This is a genomic window from bacterium (assembly GCA_036382775.1).
In the GTDB taxonomy this organism is placed as follows: domain Bacteria; phylum Hydrothermota; class Tepidihabitantia; order SM23-42; family JAOAFX01; genus DASVHD01.
This window is the reverse complement of record DASVHD010000038.1, coordinates 51,273-70,780: the sequence shown is the minus strand read 5'-3', so window position 1 is coordinate 70,780 and position 19,508 is coordinate 51,273. Positions and strand designations below refer to the sequence as shown.

The window sequence follows — 19,508 nt, the reverse complement described above, 5'->3', positions numbered from 1 at the left end:
AAAGGAGCGTTATGATCGGAATGCCTAAGGTCAAGAAACTTATCTCGTCGGTCCTCCGTGACTCCAGGGCAGATCAGGTTGAGGTCATGGTCTTTAATTTCAGCCAGGCGCTGACCCGGTTCGCCAATAACTACATCCATCAAAATGTCCAGGAAGCCAATACAACCGTATCGATAAGATCGGTCTTCGGAAAAAAGGTCGGTTATGCCATGACCAATTCGCTGGAAACCGGAAAGATCAGGGAAGCTCAGAACTGGTCAGAAACGATCGCTAAACTGCAGCGTGACAATCCTGATCTCGCCAGCCTGCCGCGTTCCGATCCGCGGGGCTATAAAAAGGCCGTCACATACAAAAGATCAACTGCCGGGTATACCGACCGCAAACGGGCAGAGGCGGTCGGGGTGATCGTCGGCGTAGCCGCGCAGAAGAAGCTCAAGGCTTTTGGATCGGTCTCCAACGGATCAGCTGAGATCGCGATCGGCAATTCAGCTGGCACTTTTGCCTATAACACGTCCGCCGATATTTTTTGCAACATTGTGATGTCGACCGATACTTCGTCGGGTTACGTGCAGTCCGGCTCCCGCGATGTCTTGGCGCTTGACTTCGAAAGCTTGGCTAATACCGCTGCTGACAAGGCGCTGCTTTCAATAAACCCGGCGGAATGCGTGCCGGGAGAGTACATGACCATTTTCGAACCCCTTGCCATGGCCGATCTGTTGGGTTATCTTGCATTCTACGCGTTCAACGGTAAGCTCTACGAAGAGGGCAGATCATTCCTTGCAGGTAAGCTCAAGACCAAGGTCGTAAGTTCCCGCGTTACACTCGCTGATGATCCCTTCAATGCCGCCGGGTTTGCGATCCCTTTTGATTTCGAAGGCGTGCCTAAGAAAAAAATGGTGCTCATTGAGAAAGGGATCGCCAAAAACGTGGTCTACGATTCCCAAACCGCGGGCAAAGCACGCAAGGCGACGACCGGCCATGCACTGGCCGCGCCTAATCCTTTTGGTCCGTTGCCGGTCAACCTGGTCATGGAAGGCGGACGATCAACGGTTGACGACCTGGTCAGGACGACAAAGAAGGGCATCCTGGTCACGCGGCTCCATTACACGAATGTCATTGATCCGTATAAACTGACCATTACGGGAATGACCAGGGACGGAACATTCCTGATCGAAAACGGTATTATTACAAAGGGATTGAAAAACCTGCGGTTCACGGAGAATGTTTTCAGAGCGTTTAAAAATATCGATGGAATTTCCAGGGGGACTTGCTGCGTTCCCGATGAGCCAGGGTACGGGGGCAGGTTCGCTCGGGGTTCGATCGTGCCCTATGTTCGGATAAAGGATTTCACCTTCACAAGCGCGACGGAGTTCTAAACCACGAATTTGACGAATAAGGCTCGAATAGAACGAATGAAACGACAATGCGAATTAAACGAATGAGGCGTGAATCACCCCTGAAGATCAAATGGTAAATCCTAAATCCGAAGCTCTAAATTCTAAACAAATCCAAAATCCAAAATCCAAAACTTTTTTTTATTTAGAACATTGGTATTTAGTGCTTAGTGCTTGTTTAGGATTTAGAAATTAGTATTTAGAATTTAAGGACAATGACAGCACTGTCCTCCTACCTCCGTCTCCTTCGCCCTAACCAGTGGATCAAGAACGTGTTCGTCTTTGCCGGGCTCATTTTCAGCCGGCAGTTCCATGATCCCGCAAACATCATCAGGAGCATAGCCGCGTTCATAATCTTTTCCATGATCAGCAGCAGTTCTTATATCCTCAATGACGTTATCGATCATGCCGAAGACCAGATCAATCCAGCCAAGAAAAACCGACCGATCGCCTCCGGTGTGATCCGGCGCGATCATGCTCTGATGTTAGGGGCACTGCTCGCGCTGATCGCGCTTGCGTGCGCTTTCGCGATCGAACGGCATTTCTTTTATGTCTGCCTGTTGTACCTGGCCCTGATGACGCTGTATTCGCTCTGGGCAAGACAGGTAGTGATCCTTGACGTGCTCTTTGTCGCCGGCGCCTACGTGGTTAGGGCCGTGGCCGGAGCGGCGGTCATAAGGGTGGATATCTCGTCCTGGCTGATCGTCTGCACGTTCCTTCTCGCCCTGTTCATCGTGCTTTTAAAAAGAAAGGGTGAAATGGTCATGCTTGGCGATACTGCCGCAGATCAAAGAAAAGTGCTCGGATCATATACCCTGCCCATGCTGACCCAGCTTATCACGGTTGCGGTCACAGCCTGTATTGTTTCTTACTGCATATATACGCTTTCGCCCGAGACCATAATCAAATTTCATACAAAACGTCTTGTCTATACAATACCCCTGGTCATGTACGGGTTGCTGCGTTACCTGTACATCGCGGACAAAAAAAGCGGGGCTGACACGCCCGACCGCCTTTTGTTTACCGATGCCGCACTGCTGATATCGATCGGGTTATGGGTGGTCGCTTGCATACTAATTCTGCTGTAATTTCATCATTTAGCATAAACTCAAAGCCATATTTTTTGTCTAATATATTAGTGAAATATGAGATACGATAGATTTACGCAAAAAGCCCAGGAAGCTCTTGCCCTGGCGCAGGAGATCATGGAAGAATACAACCACCAGGAACTTGACACCGAACATATGTTCCTGGGGTTATTAAGGCAGGAAGACGGCCTCGTGCCGAAAATACTGAAGAAGATCGACGTGGCGCCCGATGTCGTGCAAAGGCGGCTCGAAGCCACGCTGGAAGCGAAACCAAAGGTCTACGGCGGAGCCGGGACCGGGCAGATCTATGTCACGCCACGCAGCAAGCGGCTTTTTGCCCAGGCGCAGGCAGAAGCCGAGCGCATGAAGGATGAATATACCGGCTGCGAGCATCTCCTGCTGGCGATCACCGGCGAAGGCGAAGGCGATACGGCCCGCGTGCTCCGCGACTACGGTATTACCAAGGAAAGAATTTACCAGGCTTTGCAGGTCATACGCGGGTCTCAGCGGGTGACCGATCAGGACGCGGAAAATAAGTATATGGCGCTGGAACGGTTCACGCGGGATCTCACGGCGTTGGCGCGAAAGGGCAGTCTTGACCCGGTGATCGGACGCGAGAACGAGATCAAAAGGGTCATCCAGGTGCTGTCGCGGCGGACCAAGAACAATCCGGTGCTGATCGGTGACGCCGGCGTGGGGAAGACCGCCGTCGTTGAGGGGCTCGCTTCAATGATCGTGGAGAAGAACGTGCCGGAGATCCTCAAGGATAAACGCATCCTGGCCCTGGACATGGGAGCGCTGGTGGCGGGTTCCAAATTCCGGGGTGAGTTCGAGGAACGTTTAAAAGCGGTCATGGACGAGATCCGTAAAGGCAAGGGCGAGATCATTCTTTTTATCGATGAAATGCACACGATCGTGGGCGCGGGTGCGGCCGAAGGCGCGATCGACGCATCTAACATGCTCAAACCTGCCCTGGCGCGCGGCGAGCTTCAGTGCATCGGAGCGACCACATTGAACGAATACCGCAAGCACATCGAAAAAGACGCGGCGCTGGAACGCCGGTTCGCGCCGGTTTTCGTCGGCGAACCTTCGGTCCAAGATACGATCGCGATCCTCAAGGGCCTCAGGAGCCGGTATGAATCGCACCATGGCGTGGTCATTGACGACAGCGCGATCCTGGCGGCGGCCAGACTTTCAGACCGCTATATCACGGAACGGCATCTGCCGGATAAGGCGATCGATCTCATTGACGAAGCCTGCGCGCGCGCGCGCATCGAGATCTACTCGATGCCGGACGCGCTGAAAGACATGGAAAAAAAGCTTGAAGGGCTGATCGAAGACGGCAAAAAGGCGGTCGACTTGAGGCAGTACGAAAAAGCGGCGGAACTGCGGGACGCGACCGATCGGCTGCAAAAAGAGTTCCAACAGAAAAAATCGCAGTGGATGAAACAGAAAGGGATCGACGACAAGGTCACGGAAGATGATATCGCGCAGATCATCGCTTCCTGGACCGGAATACCGGTAGCGCGCATGCTGGAATCGGAATTGAACAAGCTCATGAGAATGGAAGAGCGCATCCATGAGCGGCTGGTCGACCAGGACAGCGCGGTGACCGCGGTCAGCGACGCGATCCGCCGTTCGCGTGCGGGCTTGAAGGACCTGCGGCGGCCCATCGGTTCTTTCATTTTCCTTGGTCCGACCGGCGTCGGCAAGACCGAACTGGCAAAGGCGCTGGCTGAATTCCTGTTCGACACGGAAGATGCCATCGTCCGGATCGATATGACCGAGTACCAGGAAAAACATACGGTCTCGCGGCTGATCGGCGCGCCGCCGGGATACGTGGGGTTCGAGGAAGGCGGGCAGCTGACCGAAGCGGTAAGACGCCGGCCTTACCGGGTGGTGCTCTTCGATGAATTCGAAAAGGCCCATCCCGAAGTTTTCAACATCCTGTTACAGCTGCTCGACGACGGCCGGCTTACCGACGGGCAGGGCCGGACCGTCGATTTCAAGAATGCCATCATAATCATGACATCGAACCTGGGTAGCGACGTGATCACGGAAAGCCTTAAGAACGGCAAATACGACTATGAAAAAGTGCGCGGCGAGGTCTACACGATCCTGCAGCGCAGTGTAAAACCCGAATTTTTGAACCGTATTGACGAGGTCATCGTTTTCAAGCCGCTCCAGTTCGAGGATATCAAATCCATTGTCGCGCTGGAACTCAAAAAAGTGGCAAAGAACGCCCAGGAGTTCGGTTACGAACTCCGGTTCGATGACCAGGTGATTGACCATCTCGCCCATGAAGGGTTTGATCCGGTCTATGGCGCCCGGCCTTTGAAAAGGGCGATCCAGTGCCTGGTCGAAAACCCGCTCTCCAAGAGCATCATATCCGGAGCGTTCAAAAAGAACACCGCGATCAAAGCCACCGTGCTTAAAGGTGAAATAACGTTCAATACTGACTGATGTCCTAAAGGATCGTTTTCGCGAGGGGGAGAATGTTCTTCAGCGAACTGGTGCAATACAGCACCCTGATCCGTAAAGCTGCGGGCCGTAACGAAAAAATTGAGATCATATGGCAGTTCTTAAGGAAACTTGACCCTGGTGAAGCCGAGATCGGGGTCTTTTTTATTTCCGGAACGATCCGCCAGGGAAAATTGAACCTTGCCTGGAAAGGATTATCGTCGCTGATCTCAACCGCTTATGTCGGTGGACAACCGGTTGACCTGAAAACCGTGGACGGTTATCTCGAACGCTCACTGAATGCCAGGGGACAAGAAAAAGTCGCATTATTGCGCCCGCTTTTCATGCGGCTCGATGTTCTGGACAAGCGATACCTTTCAGCGCTGATCCTCGGGGACCTGCGGCAGGGGGCGGGCGAGGGGTTGGTGCGGCAAGCGATCGCGCGGTTCCATGAGCTCGACGAGGGGGACCTGGAAAGGGCAAGCCTGCACGAACCAAGCCTGGCAAAGCTGCACGCGCACCTCCTGGTCAAGGGCCGGGATGGCATCCGTGATCTGTCGATAAGGCTTTTCCAACCGGTCAAGCCGATGCTGGCCGAGGTCGCAGAGTCGCTGGATACGATCTTCAGCGAACATGGGAATGAAGGTCTGGCTCTCGAGCACAAGTTGGATGGCATCCGCATTCAGGTGCACCGGCATGGGAAGGATGTCAAGATCTTTTCCCGGTACCTCAAGGATATTACCAGCCACTTTCCCGACCTCGTGCTCATGATGCAGGACGTACCGGTCAATGGAGACTATATCGTTGACGGCGAGGCGATCGGGATCGATAGCCACGGACGGGCCGTGGCATTTCAGAAACTCGCCCGACGGACCACCCGCAAAAAAAACATCGCTGCGGTCCAGACCGCGGTGCCGGTCGTGCCCAGGATCTTCGATATCCTGTTCGCGGCCGGGCAGGATATGACATCCTGGGATTATGAAAAGCGGCGGGGTATTTTGAAGGACATCATGCCCGCGTCGTATCTGGCTTCGCGGCTCGCGGCGGCGGACCTGGACAAGGCCCGGCGATTTTTCGAGGAATCGATCGATCAGGGGAATGAAGGTGTTGTGGTCAAACTGCTGTCGTCCGGGTATCATGCCGGCAAGCGCGGGGCGTATTGGTTCAAGATAAAGCGGGTCCACACCGCCGACTGCGTGATCCTGGCGGCAGAACGGGGACACGGTCGGCGCAAAGGCTGGCTGTCAAACCTCCATCTCGGCGTGCTGGATGAAACGCGCACCAAATACCTGATGGTAGGCAAGACATTCAAGGGACTGACCGACGAGATGATGGGCTGGCTTACCAAAACCCTGCCGCAGATAAAGGTGCATGAGGACCAATGGACAATATATGTAAAACCCGAGGTCGTGGTGGAGATCGAGTTCAATGACGTGCAGGACAGCCCTCATTATGATTCGCGGTATGCTTTAAGGTTCGCCCGGGTCAAGCGTATCCGGCAGGATAAAAGCGCTTTGGAAATAAACACGGTCATGGATCTGGAAACAATAAAAAGGAGCGGCCATGAGTGATCTCAGGAAATACGTCAAGCAAGCACTGGCACTGGGAGCGACGCGCGCGCGGATCGTCAGTGCCAGAAATGTAGTCATCGGGAACTGGGTGCGCCTGAAGTGTCAGTACGGATGTGATTGTTACAATACGCGGTACACCTGTCCGCCGCACTCGCCGACGCCCGACTACACCAGAAAGATGATGAAGGAATATTCAAGGGCTCTATTGATCCAGGTGGAGAACATCCGTTACCGGGGAGAGCGCACGCTCCGGATGCGGTTCAAAAAGATGGTGTCCAGGCTTGAGCGCACGATATTTCTTGACGGTCATTATAAAGCATTCGGCATGGCATCAGGACCATGTCGGTTCTGCGCGAAATGCGATCTGACGAAACCTTGCCGGTTCCCGGAAGACGCCCGGCCGGCTATGGAGGCATGCGGCATTGACGTGTACCAGACGGTCAGGAACTGCGGTTTGAAGCTTGAGGTCGTCAAGAAACTGGATGACCCGTGCACTTACACGGGACTGATACTGATCGATTGACAGAGCAAGTCAATATTTTATTATTATAATCCTCCTTTTTCCCCCTTTAGAAAAGGGGGGATGGGGGATGTGTATTTCAGACGATGACGATATTTATTGTATTACACCGACCGGCGTTATGCCATGTACTTCCGAGATCAGCACCTGCCTGATCTCGCCCGGCGCGATCTTCTCCCGGACGATCACATCGGTGTTACCGCGGGTTTTGCCCCTGGCGCCGCCGCTTAACGATCCCGATTCAAAAAGAACTTCATAGGTCTTGCCTACCATCTCGTTCATGCGTTCCTTAAATATGCGGTTCTGAAGGTCGATCAGGGTCTGCAGACGGTGCTTGCGTTTTTCTTCGGGCAGTATTTCGAGTTTCGCGGCTTCGGTGCCTTCCCGCGGCGAGTAGTAATACATGTAAATGTTATCGAATCGGATCTTCTCCAGCAAGGTCAGTGTTTGCTCGAATTCCGCGTCGGTTTCGGTCGGGAACCCGGCGATGATATCGGTGGTGACCGTTGCCTCGGGCAGGGTATTCCTGATCTGCGCGACCAGGTTTGAGTACGCGGCGGCAGTGTAGCTGCGGTTCATCAGAGATAGTATGCGGTCGCACCCCGACTGGAGTGGAAGGTGGAACCAGTCGCATACGTTGCGGTGTTTGCTTACCGCTCCGATGATGGAAGGCTTAAGATCTTTTGGGTGCGAAGTAAGGAAGCGGAGCCGGAAAACGCTGGTGCGTTCAGCGACCATGGATAGCAGGTCGTCAAAACCGATGTTTGAGTAGGAATATTCGTTGACGTTCTGGCCGAGCAGGGTGATATCCTTGACCCCTCCAGCCACCAGGCCGGCGATCTCGGTGATGATATCTTCTGCCGGTCGCGAACGCGCCCGGCCCCGGACAAAGGGGACAACGCAGTAGGAACAGAAATTGTCGCAGCCGCGCATGATCGAGACAAAATCGGTGATCCCGCGTGGATTATGGTAGATGCCGCAGTATGTCGTGTCCGATAGGCTCGTGTCGATGATCTTGGTGCGGTTTGCGCAGATGTTATCAATATGGCGGTGGATCTGTGCGTACGAGTCCGGACCCAGGACCAGGTCGACATAAGGAAACCTGACCGCGATATCCGCGCCCATTTTCTGCGCCATGCAGCCGATTACTCCGAGCACGCGCTCCGCCGACGCGATGCGCCATTTTTTCATGGATGTAATATGGCCAACAGCTCTTTTTTCCGCATGCGCGCGCACCGAACAAGTGTTGACCAGGTACACATCGGCGTCCTGTGGATCCTGCGCGGGTTCGTGGCCGGCCGACGATATCAGCGCGTAGATCACGTCCGAGTCGTTCTTGTTCATCTGGCAACCGAATGTCTTTATATAGATGCGGTGTTTACTCATGTCCAACGACAACGCCCGCGGTCTCGCGGTCCGATACGCTTGTGATCCGCACGAGGCGCAGATCTTTTTCTTCGCCTTCGTTGATCAGCACGCGGACATATGTGTCGGACAATCCGTAGAGGCGGTCCTTTTTCCTTTCCACGGTCACCTGGTATGCCTTCCCGAGCATGGCCTGGCGAAAAACCTTGTTCTTGTCCTTGATCAGGTTTTTAAGCTCCCACAGGCGCTTTTTCTTTTCAGTCGTGCTCACCGGATCTCCCAGTTCGTAGGCCTTGGTGACCGGCCGCGGCGAATAGGGAAAGATATGCAGATGCATGAATGGCTGTTCCCGGATAAAGCGGTATGTGTTCTTAAAGCGTTCGTTATCCTCGCCCGGGAAACCGGCGATGATATCGGCACCCAGGCCCGCGTCCGGGAAAGACCGGTCGAGCAGCTCGATCTTTTCCGCAAGTTCGCGCACCGTATAGCCCCGGTTCATGACGCGCAGGATGTCGTCGTCGGCGCTTTGTATAGGGATGTGAAAATGCCGGCACAGGGGCAGACCTTTGAGCGCGGATACCAGATCGGCTATGATAAAGGTCGGCTCGATCGATGAAAGACGGATCCGCGGCAGGTCAGGGATCGATCCGAGTTCGCGGGCCAGCGCCGTCAGCGATGAACCGCTGTCCAAACCATAAAGTCCGATATTGGCGCCAACCAGGACGATCTCGTTGAAACCGCATTTAATAGCCCAATCGATCTCTTCCCGGATCCGCGCGAAAGGCTTGCTGCTTATCACATCGCGAAGATAAGGGACCACGCAATAACTGCATTTCCCGTTGCATCCGTCCTGGATCTTTAAGAAGAAGCGGGACCGGTCAGGCAGCGGAAAGATGCCGTCGATAATGCCGTTTCGGCGGATATTATCGATGATTAAGTGGGCGTTGGAGAATTCGTGCGGCAAAAGCCGGCACGTGCACCCGGTGACGATTATCTTTTTATCGGGGAATTTCCTTGCCAGGTGCTTGAAGCGCCGGATCGATCTGGTTTCGGCTTCTCTGGTGACGCAGCAGGTATTGAGTATGATGACATCATCATCACCGGCGTATTTCTGGCGAAGGCAATAACCTTCGTACTGGTTCAGTTTGCAGCCCAGATTATACAGTACTGCCAAGCGCTGTTATTTTTCTTCCTGATTTTCTTCTTCTGTATCTTGCTCTTCCTGTTCGGTGTCTTCTTCCTCGGGTTCTTCTTTTTCTTCCTCGAGTTTCTGGGCGCCGATGATGTCGGCGATCGTGAACTTATCGTACTTTTCGGTGAACTGCTTTACCGATTCGTCCTTTTTCCTGGGCGCGGCCTTTACCGGCTCTTTCTCGCTGAGAATGATGCGGCGCAGTTTCGGATTGATCTTTTTAATGGTGACTTCGATCTCTTCGCCCAGCTTGTAATTATCCTTGGGTTTCTTGGTCCGCCGGCCGAGATACTTGGAGGGAATGAATTCCTCCAGGCCATCTTCCAGGATGACGCGCAGGCCCTTGGGTAGGATATCGCTGACCTTACCCGTGGTCTTTGCGCCCTCGGTGAATTTTTCCGCGAATTTCGTGAATGGGTCTTCCTTGGTATGCTTGATGCTCAGCGAGATCTTTCGGTTTTTCCGGTCGATCGAGCGGATCACCGCTTCCACGCGCTGTCCCTTTTTCAGGTAATCCGACGCTTTTTTGACTTTCTTGTCCCAGAAGAAGTCATTGACATGGATCAGTCCCTCGATGCCGTCGGGCAGGCGCACGAACGCGCCAAAATCCTTAAGATTCGTGACTTTGGCGGTGACTTTCTGTCCGACCTGGAACATCTCTTCAACCATGGACCAGGGATCAGGCTGGGTCTGTTTCATACCCAGGAAGATCTTGCGTTCTTCACGGTCCACTGAAAGGATCACGGCTTCGACTACATCACCGACCTTGAGCATTTCGCCGGGAACAGTGACGTCCTTTGACCATGATATTTCGGAGACATGAACGAACCCCTCGACGTCTTTCTCGAGTTCCACGAATGCGCCGTAGTCTACGACCTTGGTCACTCTGCCCTTGATCTTGGTGCCGGTCGGGTATTTGTTCTCGATCGCTTCCCACGGGTGCGGCGAAAGCTGCTTAAGGCCGACCGAGATCCTGCCCGTGGCTTTATCCATAAGAAGTACTTTGACCTTGATGCGGTCGTTGACCTTTACGATCTCGCCGGGATGGGTCACCTTGACCCATGAAAGATCGCTGATGTGCAGGAGCGCGTCCACACCGCCGATGTCGATGAAGGCACCGTAGTCGGTGAGGTTGCGGACCGTGCCATCGATGATGTCGCCGGACTTAACTTTGCTGAAGATCTTCTTCCGGCTTTTTTCCTGTTCTTCTTCCATCGCCATGCGCCGGGAGACCACGATATTCTTGCGCATCATGTTGATCTTGACGATCTTGACCCCGACGGTCTGGCCCAGCATCGCATCGGGCTCAGACTGCGCCTTAAATTCTATCTGAGAGCTGGGCAGGAACGCCTCGACGCCAAGCAGGTCGACCGCGAAACCGCCCTTGATCCGTTTACGGACCGTTGCCATGGTAAGCTCGCCGTTCTCGTACAGGTGGCGGATCTTATCCCAGGCAAGCTGGAAATCCGCTTTTTTCTTTGAGATAACGGGAAATCCATCCCGGTCTTCATACGCTTCGAGAAAAACAAAAACTTCTTTGCTTTCCACCGCGTCCGCGGGGACCGTAAATTCTTCAAAAGGTAAAAAACCTTCGGCTTTCAACCCAAGGTTTAGCAGAACTCCGTTCTTTGAACGCTTTATGATCGTGGCTTTTACAATGTCACCTTCTTTGGGTGTGACGAACGACGATTCCAACATCTTGCTGATCTGCTCATTAGTATGGTTCTCCATCCGATAAGTCCTCCTTGGAATTCGCCTTTGGCAAATTCCGAAGACCGAATTATATCTAATTCAATGCCTGATGTCAAGGCAGCCATGACTTCACGACCGAAGCATTTGACTTTTGAAAGGAATTATATATAATTGGGAGATGACAAGCATTCAAAGGAGGCATAATGAAATATATTGTCCTTGCTGGATTGCTGCTCCTGGCATGCGGGGGCACCAGGACTGAGAAAGTGGAGACGCCCGTGGATATTACGCCGAAAACACCGTACATGTATATCCAGGTAAAAGACTACGGAACGCTCGTAGTTAAGATGAATCCAGCCGACGCGCCGAAAAACGTAGAAAATATCATAAGTCTTACCAAAAAGGGTTTTTATGACGGGCTGATATTCCACCGCGTCATTAAGGATTTTATGATCCAGGGCGGCTGTCCTCTTGGTAATGGAAGCGGTGACCCCGGTTACAGCGTGGATGATGAGTTCACGCCGAACATGAATCATTTAAAAGGCACGATGTCAATGGCGAATGCCGGTGCCAATACCAATGGTTCCCAGTTCTTTATCTGCCTGGCAGCTCAGCCTCATCTTAATAACAAACACACGGTTATCGGCCAGGTCGTGGAAGGTATGGACATCGTGGAAAAAATTGGCAGTATCAAGACTGGCGCAATGGACCGGCCCCTTACCAACGTCGTGATGGAAAAAGTCTGGATCGAAGAGAAATAACAACTTCAAATAAATAAATGATAATCCCCCTTAATCCCCCTTAAAAAAGGGGGAAAGGGGGATTTGTCTTTAAGATGGATCAGGCAGATCAATATTAAACCTTTTGTCCGGTCAATTCGTCATATCTACAGAAGGAGGCAACAATGAGGCAACTGATTTTCTGCATGGTGGTCATGAGCTTGACGGCAATCGCGGGTTTCGCACAGGAACCGCCGCCGCCGCCGGACATGCCGCCACCGCCTGGAGTGGAGAGAGGGATGGGTGTTGAAAAAGAGCTCATGCGCATGTGTGAAACGCTTGATCTGACCGCGGAACAAAAAGAAAGCATGGAAGCTGCTCAGGTCGAGGCGCAAAAGGCCATAATCCCGATCAAGGCCGAGATCGAATTAAAGCAGATCGACTTTCGGACCGAGATGAAAAAGGACAATCCTGATCGCGCGAAGGTCATGAAGATCGCCAAGGAAATAAACGATCTTGAATGGAAGATAAAGCAGACTGATATCGATAAAAAACTCGGGATCCATTCCATATTAACGCCGGAACAAAGGGAGAAGATGAAAAACTCCCATCGCAAGATGATCATTAATAGAGAAAAATTCGAAATGAAGTACGATTAAAGGCGGCGATCAGTTTTAAATCAATAAACCGACAGCAGTAGTATAAGCACGGGGGTCAGGATAACTGATCCCCGTTTCGTTATTATGTTACTTTGTAATTATGTTATTAACAAAACTACATATGCACATATGTACATATGTATATATGTATATATTTACCCATTGCTTAATCTTTCAATTACATATTAACATAATTACATAATTACTCTTTTTTTAAGGAATGCGGTTGACAAAAAATCCATTTGGTATATAATACGGCAATGGAAATGTCGTTTAAAACGCTAATTACATTTTTAACGCTCCAAACGCCATTAACGCTATTAACAATATTAACGAGCTTAACGATCACCCCTACCTCTATCCTTCTCCCTCGAGGGGGAGGAAAAAGGAGAGGGGGATAAGGAGGAGGTCTGATGACCTTTGTGACCACGCTCGACGTGATCCCTGGCAAGGGTGATGAAGTACGCAAGATCGTGAACAAAATGAAGTTCCCGGATCAGGTCAAGATCAAAGAGATCCTGAGTTTATTCGGTAAACCTGATTATATTGTGATCTTTGAAGCCCCGGACGAGGAAACCGCAATGAGCTTCATCCTGAAATTCGTGCCGGTCGCGGTTCCCAAGACATCATTGGCTGTGCTGGTCGATGTGCCGGCGAGGTAATGAAAAGCGGGGATATGGAGATGAGGGGATGAAGGGATGAAGAGAAGCAGAGAAGCGGGGATGATGGGATGAAAAAGATGCGGGGATTAGGGGATAAGTGGATACGGGGATGATAAGCAAAACGGAAATGGCCCGGATCGCAAAGGCCGAATTCGTGTCGGTCCAGCACATTAAAAAAGGTCTGGCAAACGGCACCATCATTATTTTAAAAAATAGGAAACGCCGGATCGAGCCCGTCGCGATCGGCCAGGGACTTATCACCAAGGTCAATGCCAATATCGGCACATCACCGGATCTGGCCAAACCGTCCTATGAACTCAAAAAACTAAAAGCATGCGTGGCGGCCGGCGCGGACACGGTCATGGATCTTTCAACCGGCGGCAACACGCGCCAGATCAGAAAAGAGATCCTGAAGGATTCGCCGATACCGGTCGGGACCGTGCCTATCTATGAGGTCGCGCTTCACATGCGCAAAAGAAATAAACCGTTCACGCAGGCTTCGGTCGATGAAATATTCGACGTCATCGAGGAGCATCTCGATGACGGAGTGGATTTTGTCACAGTGCACTGCGGGGTCACGCGCCGCAGCGTCCAGGGCATGAACAGGCGCAAGCGCTTGTGCGGGGTCGTGAGCCGTGGCGGTTCCATGACAATCGAATGGATGGGATACAACCGCAGGGAAAACCCGCTTTTTGAGCATTATGACCGCCTGCTCGCATTGGCGAAAAAATACTCGGCCGCCCTGAGCCTGGGTGACGGGCTGCGTCCCGGCACGATCATTGACGCCACGGACGAATATCAGGTGAAGGAGCTGGTGGTGATCGGCGAACTGGTAAAGCGCGCGCGCGCCGCGGGCGTCGCCGCGATGGTCGAAGGGCCCGGGCATGTGCCCATCCATGAGATCGAGGCGAACATCATGCTGGAAAAGACCGTGTGCGACGGCGCGCCGTTCTACGTCCTTGGTCCGCTGGTGACCGATATCGGCGCCGGCTACGACCATATCGTAGCCGCGATCGGCGGCGCGATGGCGGCATATTATGGCGCGGATTTCTTGTGCTACGTGACACCGGCCGAGCACCTTGGTTTACCCAATGTCGAAGAAGTGAGGGAGGGCGTCATGGCGATGCGTCTTGCCGCCCATGCCGCGGATATCGGTAAGGGCGTGGGCAACGCACGTCAGCAGGACCTTGAGCTTTCTAAAGCCCGTTATAACCTGGATTGGCGAAAGATGCTCAAACTGTTGATCGATCCGGTTCGGGCGCGGAAAATTTTCAAACGCCGGCGTTCCAGAACTGCTTTCACGTGCACCATGTGTGGCGAGTTCTGCGCCATGAAAAAAACCAGAGAAGTATTTGAGAAAAATTAGTTCTGTTAAGGAGGAGCGATGGATCTGATAAAAGAACAGCGACTTAAGGGAATGGACTATTCATTGAAAGGCGCGATATCCACGATCGCCTTTTGCGTTGTGATCGAGGTCGTTTTTATACTGGGAAATATTTTTAAATTTCTCGCGGTTTCCTGGCAACCGCCGCTGATCGCGGGGATCGTGCTTGTATTCGGGGTCATCATTTACTTTTTGTGCCGGAAGAACGTCATCTCATGGGTGATGCCCTACTTGGTAACGACGACCACGACCCTGGCTCTGACCATTGCCCTGGGTTTTGTCAACCCGGTGATCCGGATCCCGTTCTTTCTGATCTATTTTTATATTGTTTTTCATCCAGCGGTCCTGCTGGGGATAAGTCAAGGGCTCTACGCGGTCATCCTGGTCGATGTTTCCTACTGCGTTATGATCTTCGCGACCCGGGGGTTGTACCCGGATATGAACATCGGACTGGAGCTTGTTAAACTGCTGTTCTTCACGTTCATCACGCTGATGCTGATCATGGATTTTGACAAGAATTTAAAAAGAATCCAGAATATCCGGCGCCTGATAGGCCTGGCCGAACAGGGTGACTATAGCGTGGTCGTCAAGGACACGGAAAGGGATGAGATCGCATTCCTTGGCGGCAGCGTCAACAAGCTGGTCGAATCTCAGACCGGTCTGATACGGCTGATAATCGAGACCACCAAGACCTTGTCCGACATGAGCGAGCAGATGGCAAGAACCGCCAACGAGATGTCGACGTCGATCACGAACATCGTCCAGACCACGCAAGGCATGACCCAGGGGACGACTGAGCAGTACAGCGAACTCGACCGCACGATCCAGGTTGGCAAGTCCCTGAGCGAGATCAGCTTTGAGGTCGTGAACAACGTGAAGAAGATCGAGGAATCGTCGCTCAACGTCTCCAAGCGTGCCTCGAGCGCGTTGAGCCAGAGCGACGTGGTCGTTCAGAATATCGAATTGATCGGCAACCGCTACTCGTCGCTGATCACCCTGATGAACAAACTGCAGAATATCTCTTCGACCATCAGCAAGATCGTGGAGACGATCAACGCCATTTCCGAGAAGATCAACATCCTGTCGCTCAATGCCTCGATCGAGGCCGCGCGCGCCGGCGAGTACGGACGCGGATTCTCCATCGTGGCCGACGAGGTCAAGAAACTGGCGGACAACACGCAGGCCTCGGCGAGCGAGATCAACTCGATAATCAACGAGATGACCGAATCGATAAGGATCGTCATGAAGAGCGGGGAAGAGGTCAACCGCGCCATTGCCAGCGGCAGTGTCGAGATCAAATCAACCACCGACTCCTTGCGCAACATCTCCAACCAGGTTCTGGAACTTAACACGGCGATCAAGAACATCAAGGAGATAATCTCGCGCGAGGAGAAAGAGATCACCAATATCATCGGGCAGGTCGAGCGGTCGCACACGATCTCCAAGGACAACTCGGCCGCGGCCGAGGAAGTGCTGACATCGCTCGAGGAACAGTCGGCCGCGACCCAGCAGTTCTCGGCGACAAGCGAGGAACTGGTGGCGGTCTCCAATAAACTCAAAGACACGGTCAAATCCATCAACCTGGGCGACCGCGGCAAGACCGATTGATCGCCAGGGGATTGACTTGATCAAAGGCAACAAATGTCTAATTTCACGTTTCCGGCATCCAAACCTTAGCCCCTGATAGCTATCATGTCCGACGTCTTGATCGTAGAGGACAAGCAGAGTTTCGGAGAGACTTTAAAGCTAAGCCTGGACGACGCGCGGATCACGGCTTTGCACGTGAAAACCGGCCGCGAAGCCCTGCAGGTTTTTAAAAAAGAACGGTTCGATGTCTGCCTGCTGGACCTGCGATTGCCCGACATCGACGGCATCGACTTACTGCGCGAGATGAAAAAGATCGATACGGAAAACGACACGAAATACGTCATGATGACCGCGTTCGGTTCGATCGAGCGCGCCGTGGAGGCGATGAAGCTCGGCGCCTGCGATTTCCTGACTAAACCTTTCGACGTGGAACAGCTGATCACCCTGCTGAACAAGCTGCTGGAGGAACAGCGGTGCCGCCACGAAAATATCCTTTTGAAGGACGCAATGAGCCGCGTACTGGGCATGCCTGAGATCGTCGGCCGGAGCGCGGCGATCAGAAAATCGCTGGAGCTTTTAAAGAAGGTGGCGGGGACCGATACCACGGTCTTGATTCTGGGTGATTCGGGCACGGGCAAGGAATTGTTCGCCCGAGCGTGCCACGAGCTCTCGCCGCGGAAACAGGAACCGTTCGTAGCCATCAACTGCGCGGCGATACCGCGCGAGCTCATCGAGAACGAGCTTTTCGGTTCGGAAAAGGGCGCGTTTACCGGCGCCGTTGCCAGAAAAATGGGGAAGTTCGAGCTGGCGCACCGGGGCACGATCTTTTTGGACGAGATCGGCGACCTGGACCTGGATCTGCAGGCGAAGATCCTGAGGGTCCTGCAGGAAAAGACCTTTGAACGCCTGGGCGGGACCGTTTCGATCAAGTCCGACGTGAGGATCATCGCCGCGAGCAACCAAAACTTGACCGGGCTCGTCAAAGAGAAAAGATTTCGCGAAGACCTGTACTACCGCCTGAGCGTGTTTCCGATCACACTGCCGCCGCTGCGCGAGCGGATAGACGACATCCCGGCGCTCGTGGACGCGGTCTTAAAAAAGATCGATGTCAGGCCGTCCGGGAAAAAACTGACGACTAAAGCCCTGGAAAAACTGGCAAGATACGACTGGCCCGGCAATATCCGCGAGCTGGAGAACACGATCGAGCGGGCCAATATCCTGGCCGGTACGAGTCCGGCGATCGGGCCCGAACACATACTTTTACCCGAATCAAAGACCGGCTTGTCCGGGAGTGACGTGACTGATTACCTCAAGCAGGATAAGGGATTGAAGAACGCCGGCGCTTTTGGACGGGAAATGGCCGAAGCCCAGCTGATCAAGAAAACGCTCGAGCAGACCAGCGGCAACAAGTCGGAAGCTGCCCGCCGGCTTGGCGTATCGTATAAAACGCTACTTGGCAGGATCACAAGATTTAAACAAAAGAATTTACTTTAAAACAGATAAAAGGATAAAAGATAGTTATTGAGTAATTGTGTAAATATGTAATTAACATAATTACGCTTTGTCATTCCCGCCCCTGCTTCCGCAGGGATAAACTGCAGCGGGAATCCAGTATTTTAGCAGGTATTATAATAGGTCAAAATTGAAGATTGAAGATTTGACCCCAATACTTCGCAAACGATAGGGGAGCGGCTAAATCAATCTCCTATTTTCTTATTAATTTAGCCTTCCTTTTTATTGGTATATCTTCTTTAGTTTTAAAATTTAAAATTGTATTATATAATACCTGTGCCCTTATATTTTCCGGGTCAGCGGCGATGGCTTTTTTAGCATATAATAAGCAAGTGTCCTTTGTGGCTCTTGGTAGATATTTGCTCTTTAGCAGGTCTCGCATTACAAATGCTTTTGTATACACCTGATATAGATCGCAGTTGAAGAAGTTATCGTTAGATTTAGGTGACAATGCTTGACGGTAGTCATTTATCGCTTCATCATATTTTTTTTGTACAAAACATATATTGCCTTTCAAATAAGGATAATGATAATCTCGGGGACGTATCCTTGATCCTTTATCAACTACCGCAAGTGCTTTATCATATTCCTTTCTATTGGTATACAATATTGCCAGATTGTTATAATCAAACCCACAGGGATCGATTTTCATGAGTTTTTGATAATACGTCTCAGCCAAAGCAGATTCATTCTTGTTTGTGTAAATAGCCGCCAGAGTATTTAATGCAAGCGCATGGTTAGTGCTTAACTGCTTTGCTCGCTCGCATTCCTTAATGGCATTATCATAATCGGCTTTTTTATAATATGCCCAGGCCAATTTACTGTGAGCATAAGCCCAGTCATCTTTCAACTGCAATGCTTCCTTGTATTTTTCGATCGCTACATCAATCAGAACTTGAGCGGTAAATTCATCCGCTAAATATACTAATGGAGCGGCAAGATGCATATTCTGCCAGCATTTGATGTTTTTCTTGAATCCCCAATCACTAACTTTTTTAAACCACTCCATTGCTTCTTTATTCTTTCCTTTTTTTGAATAAAACAAACCCAGGGTATAATACCCGCTGGCTTTATTAATAAGTTTGTCTATCGACTTAACATAGTATTCAACTTTTTTCTTCTCGTCGGATTCGTAGGAAGCAAGTCCGATGACAGCGTCACCCTCACCGGATTTCTCATAAAATTCTCTTGCTTTTGATGTATCATTTCTAATATCAAAAATATTTCCAATTTCACAATAAATCCGTGATTCTTTTAAGCCATGATTTAATGCTTGATTTAAATAAACCAATGACGAATCCAGCTCCCCGGACAATTTCAACGCGCACCCGTAAGCGAACGAATTGACCGGATTGTCTTTATTGTTATTGTAGATCTTCTCATAAGCCTTAACAATGGAATCGCCTTTTTCCAGCTGGAACCAGCATTCCATCATATTACTGTAAGCGGGCAGCAATGAGGGATTTGCTTCGATGGCTTCGTCGAAACAGGTGATCGCTTCCATGTATTTACTGTCGGTTTGGAGAAATATTCCTTTGGTCAATTCATTGGAACCCTTCTCTTTGCAGCCAACGAAAAATAAAAGCGATAATGCAATAATCAAATAGCATGTCTTGCCGGTTATGTTACGCATTTCTTCTCCTTTCTATTTGTCTATCTGTCTGATTACAAGTTTAGTCTTTTTTAATCTATTGTCAATTATG

At 51.5% G+C, this 19,508-nt stretch carries 15 protein-coding genes; 11 read left to right on the top strand and 4 right to left on the bottom strand.

Going from position 1 to position 19,508, the window contains the following annotated elements:
* The first annotated feature begins 11 nt into the window (after positions 1–11).
* The 5 genes from VF399_10075 to VF399_10055 all read left to right on the top strand — a co-directional run bounded on the left by VF399_10075 (position 12) and on the right by VF399_10055 (position 7,036).
* Positions 12–1,376 (top strand): TldD/PmbA family protein, encoded by a 1,365-nt coding sequence (locus tag VF399_10075; protein ID HEX7320684.1) that lies wholly within the window; start codon positions 12–14, stop codon positions 1,374–1,376.
* 233 nt (positions 1,377–1,609) lie between these two features.
* Positions 1,610–2,482, top strand: coding sequence for a decaprenyl-phosphate phosphoribosyltransferase (locus VF399_10070; protein HEX7320683.1), 873 nt, complete (start codon positions 1,610–1,612; stop codon positions 2,480–2,482).
* A 57-nt stretch (positions 2,483–2,539) separates the two neighbouring features.
* The gene (locus tag VF399_10065) at positions 2,540–4,945 is read left to right on the top strand and encodes an AAA family ATPase (GenBank protein HEX7320682.1); all 2,406 of its coding nucleotides are present in this window, start codon (positions 2,540–2,542) and stop codon (positions 4,943–4,945) included.
* Positions 4,946–4,977: 32 nt separating this feature from the next.
* Positions 4,978–6,513, top strand: a complete 1,536-nt coding sequence (locus VF399_10060) for an ATP-dependent DNA ligase (GenBank protein HEX7320681.1) — start codon at positions 4,978–4,980, stop codon at positions 6,511–6,513.
* Positions 6,506–7,036 carry a DUF2284 domain-containing protein gene (locus VF399_10055; GenBank protein HEX7320680.1) on the top strand — a complete coding sequence of 177 codons (531 nt, stop codon included), beginning with the start codon at positions 6,506–6,508 and terminating at the stop codon, positions 7,034–7,036. Before VF399_10060 ends, VF399_10055 begins: the two co-directional genes overlap by 8 nt.
* 93 nt (positions 7,037–7,129) lie before the next feature.
* On the opposite strand, the gene miaB is transcribed toward VF399_10055, so the two are convergent.
* Genes miaB through VF399_10040 form a run of 3 tightly spaced genes read right to left on the bottom strand, consistent with a single transcriptional unit; the run spans position 7,130 to position 11,321 of the window.
* A complete protein-coding gene (miaB, locus tag VF399_10050; GenBank protein HEX7320679.1) occupies positions 7,130–8,419 on the bottom strand; it encodes a tRNA (N6-isopentenyl adenosine(37)-C2)-methylthiotransferase MiaB in 1,290 nt (429 codons plus the stop codon).
* Positions 8,412–9,572, bottom strand: coding sequence for a MiaB/RimO family radical SAM methylthiotransferase (locus VF399_10045; protein ID HEX7320678.1), 1,161 nt, complete (start codon positions 9,570–9,572; stop codon positions 8,412–8,414). The genes miaB and VF399_10045 overlap by 8 nt, the downstream gene beginning before the upstream one ends.
* A 6-nt stretch (positions 9,573–9,578) precedes the next feature.
* On the bottom strand, positions 9,579–11,321 hold the full coding sequence (locus VF399_10040) for a 30S ribosomal protein S1 (protein HEX7320677.1): 1,743 nt from the start codon (positions 11,319–11,321) through the stop codon (positions 9,579–9,581).
* Positions 11,322–11,485: 164 nt separating this feature from the next.
* Here VF399_10040 and VF399_10035 point away from each other — a divergent pair, with 164 nt between their 5' ends.
* The 6 genes from VF399_10035 (at position 11,486) to VF399_10010 (ending at position 17,787) form a co-directional block, all read left to right on the top strand.
* The gene (locus VF399_10035; GenBank protein ID HEX7320676.1) at positions 11,486–12,043 is read left to right on the top strand and encodes a peptidylprolyl isomerase; all 558 of its coding nucleotides are present in this window, start codon (positions 11,486–11,488) and stop codon (positions 12,041–12,043) included.
* 143 nt (positions 12,044–12,186) lie between these two features.
* On the top strand, positions 12,187–12,660 hold the full coding sequence (locus VF399_10030; GenBank protein ID HEX7320675.1) for a periplasmic heavy metal sensor: 474 nt from the start codon (positions 12,187–12,189) through the stop codon (positions 12,658–12,660).
* Positions 12,661–13,073: 413 nt separating this feature from the next.
* Positions 13,074–13,322: a hypothetical protein gene (locus VF399_10025; GenBank protein ID HEX7320674.1), complete on the top strand. Its 249-nt coding sequence runs from the start codon at positions 13,074–13,076 to the stop codon at positions 13,320–13,322.
* A 109-nt stretch (positions 13,323–13,431) separates the two neighbouring features.
* Complete coding sequence (gene thiC, locus VF399_10020; GenBank protein HEX7320673.1) at positions 13,432–14,688, top strand: phosphomethylpyrimidine synthase ThiC; 1,257 nt, start codon at positions 13,432–13,434, stop codon at positions 14,686–14,688.
* A gap of 18 nt (positions 14,689–14,706) precedes the next feature.
* A complete protein-coding gene (locus VF399_10015) occupies positions 14,707–16,314 on the top strand; it encodes a HAMP domain-containing methyl-accepting chemotaxis protein (GenBank protein HEX7320672.1) in 1,608 nt (535 codons plus the stop codon).
* A gap of 84 nt (positions 16,315–16,398) precedes the next feature.
* Positions 16,399–17,787 carry a sigma-54 dependent transcriptional regulator gene (locus VF399_10010; GenBank protein HEX7320671.1) on the top strand — a complete coding sequence of 463 codons (1,389 nt, stop codon included), beginning with the start codon at positions 16,399–16,401 and terminating at the stop codon, positions 17,785–17,787.
* Positions 17,788–17,998: 211 nt separating this feature from the next.
* Here VF399_10010 and VF399_10005 read toward each other — a convergent pair whose 3' ends face one another.
* A complete protein-coding gene (locus VF399_10005) occupies positions 17,999–19,438 on the bottom strand; it encodes a tetratricopeptide repeat protein (protein HEX7320670.1) in 1,440 nt (479 codons plus the stop codon).
* Positions 19,439–19,508: the final 70 nt, after the last annotated feature.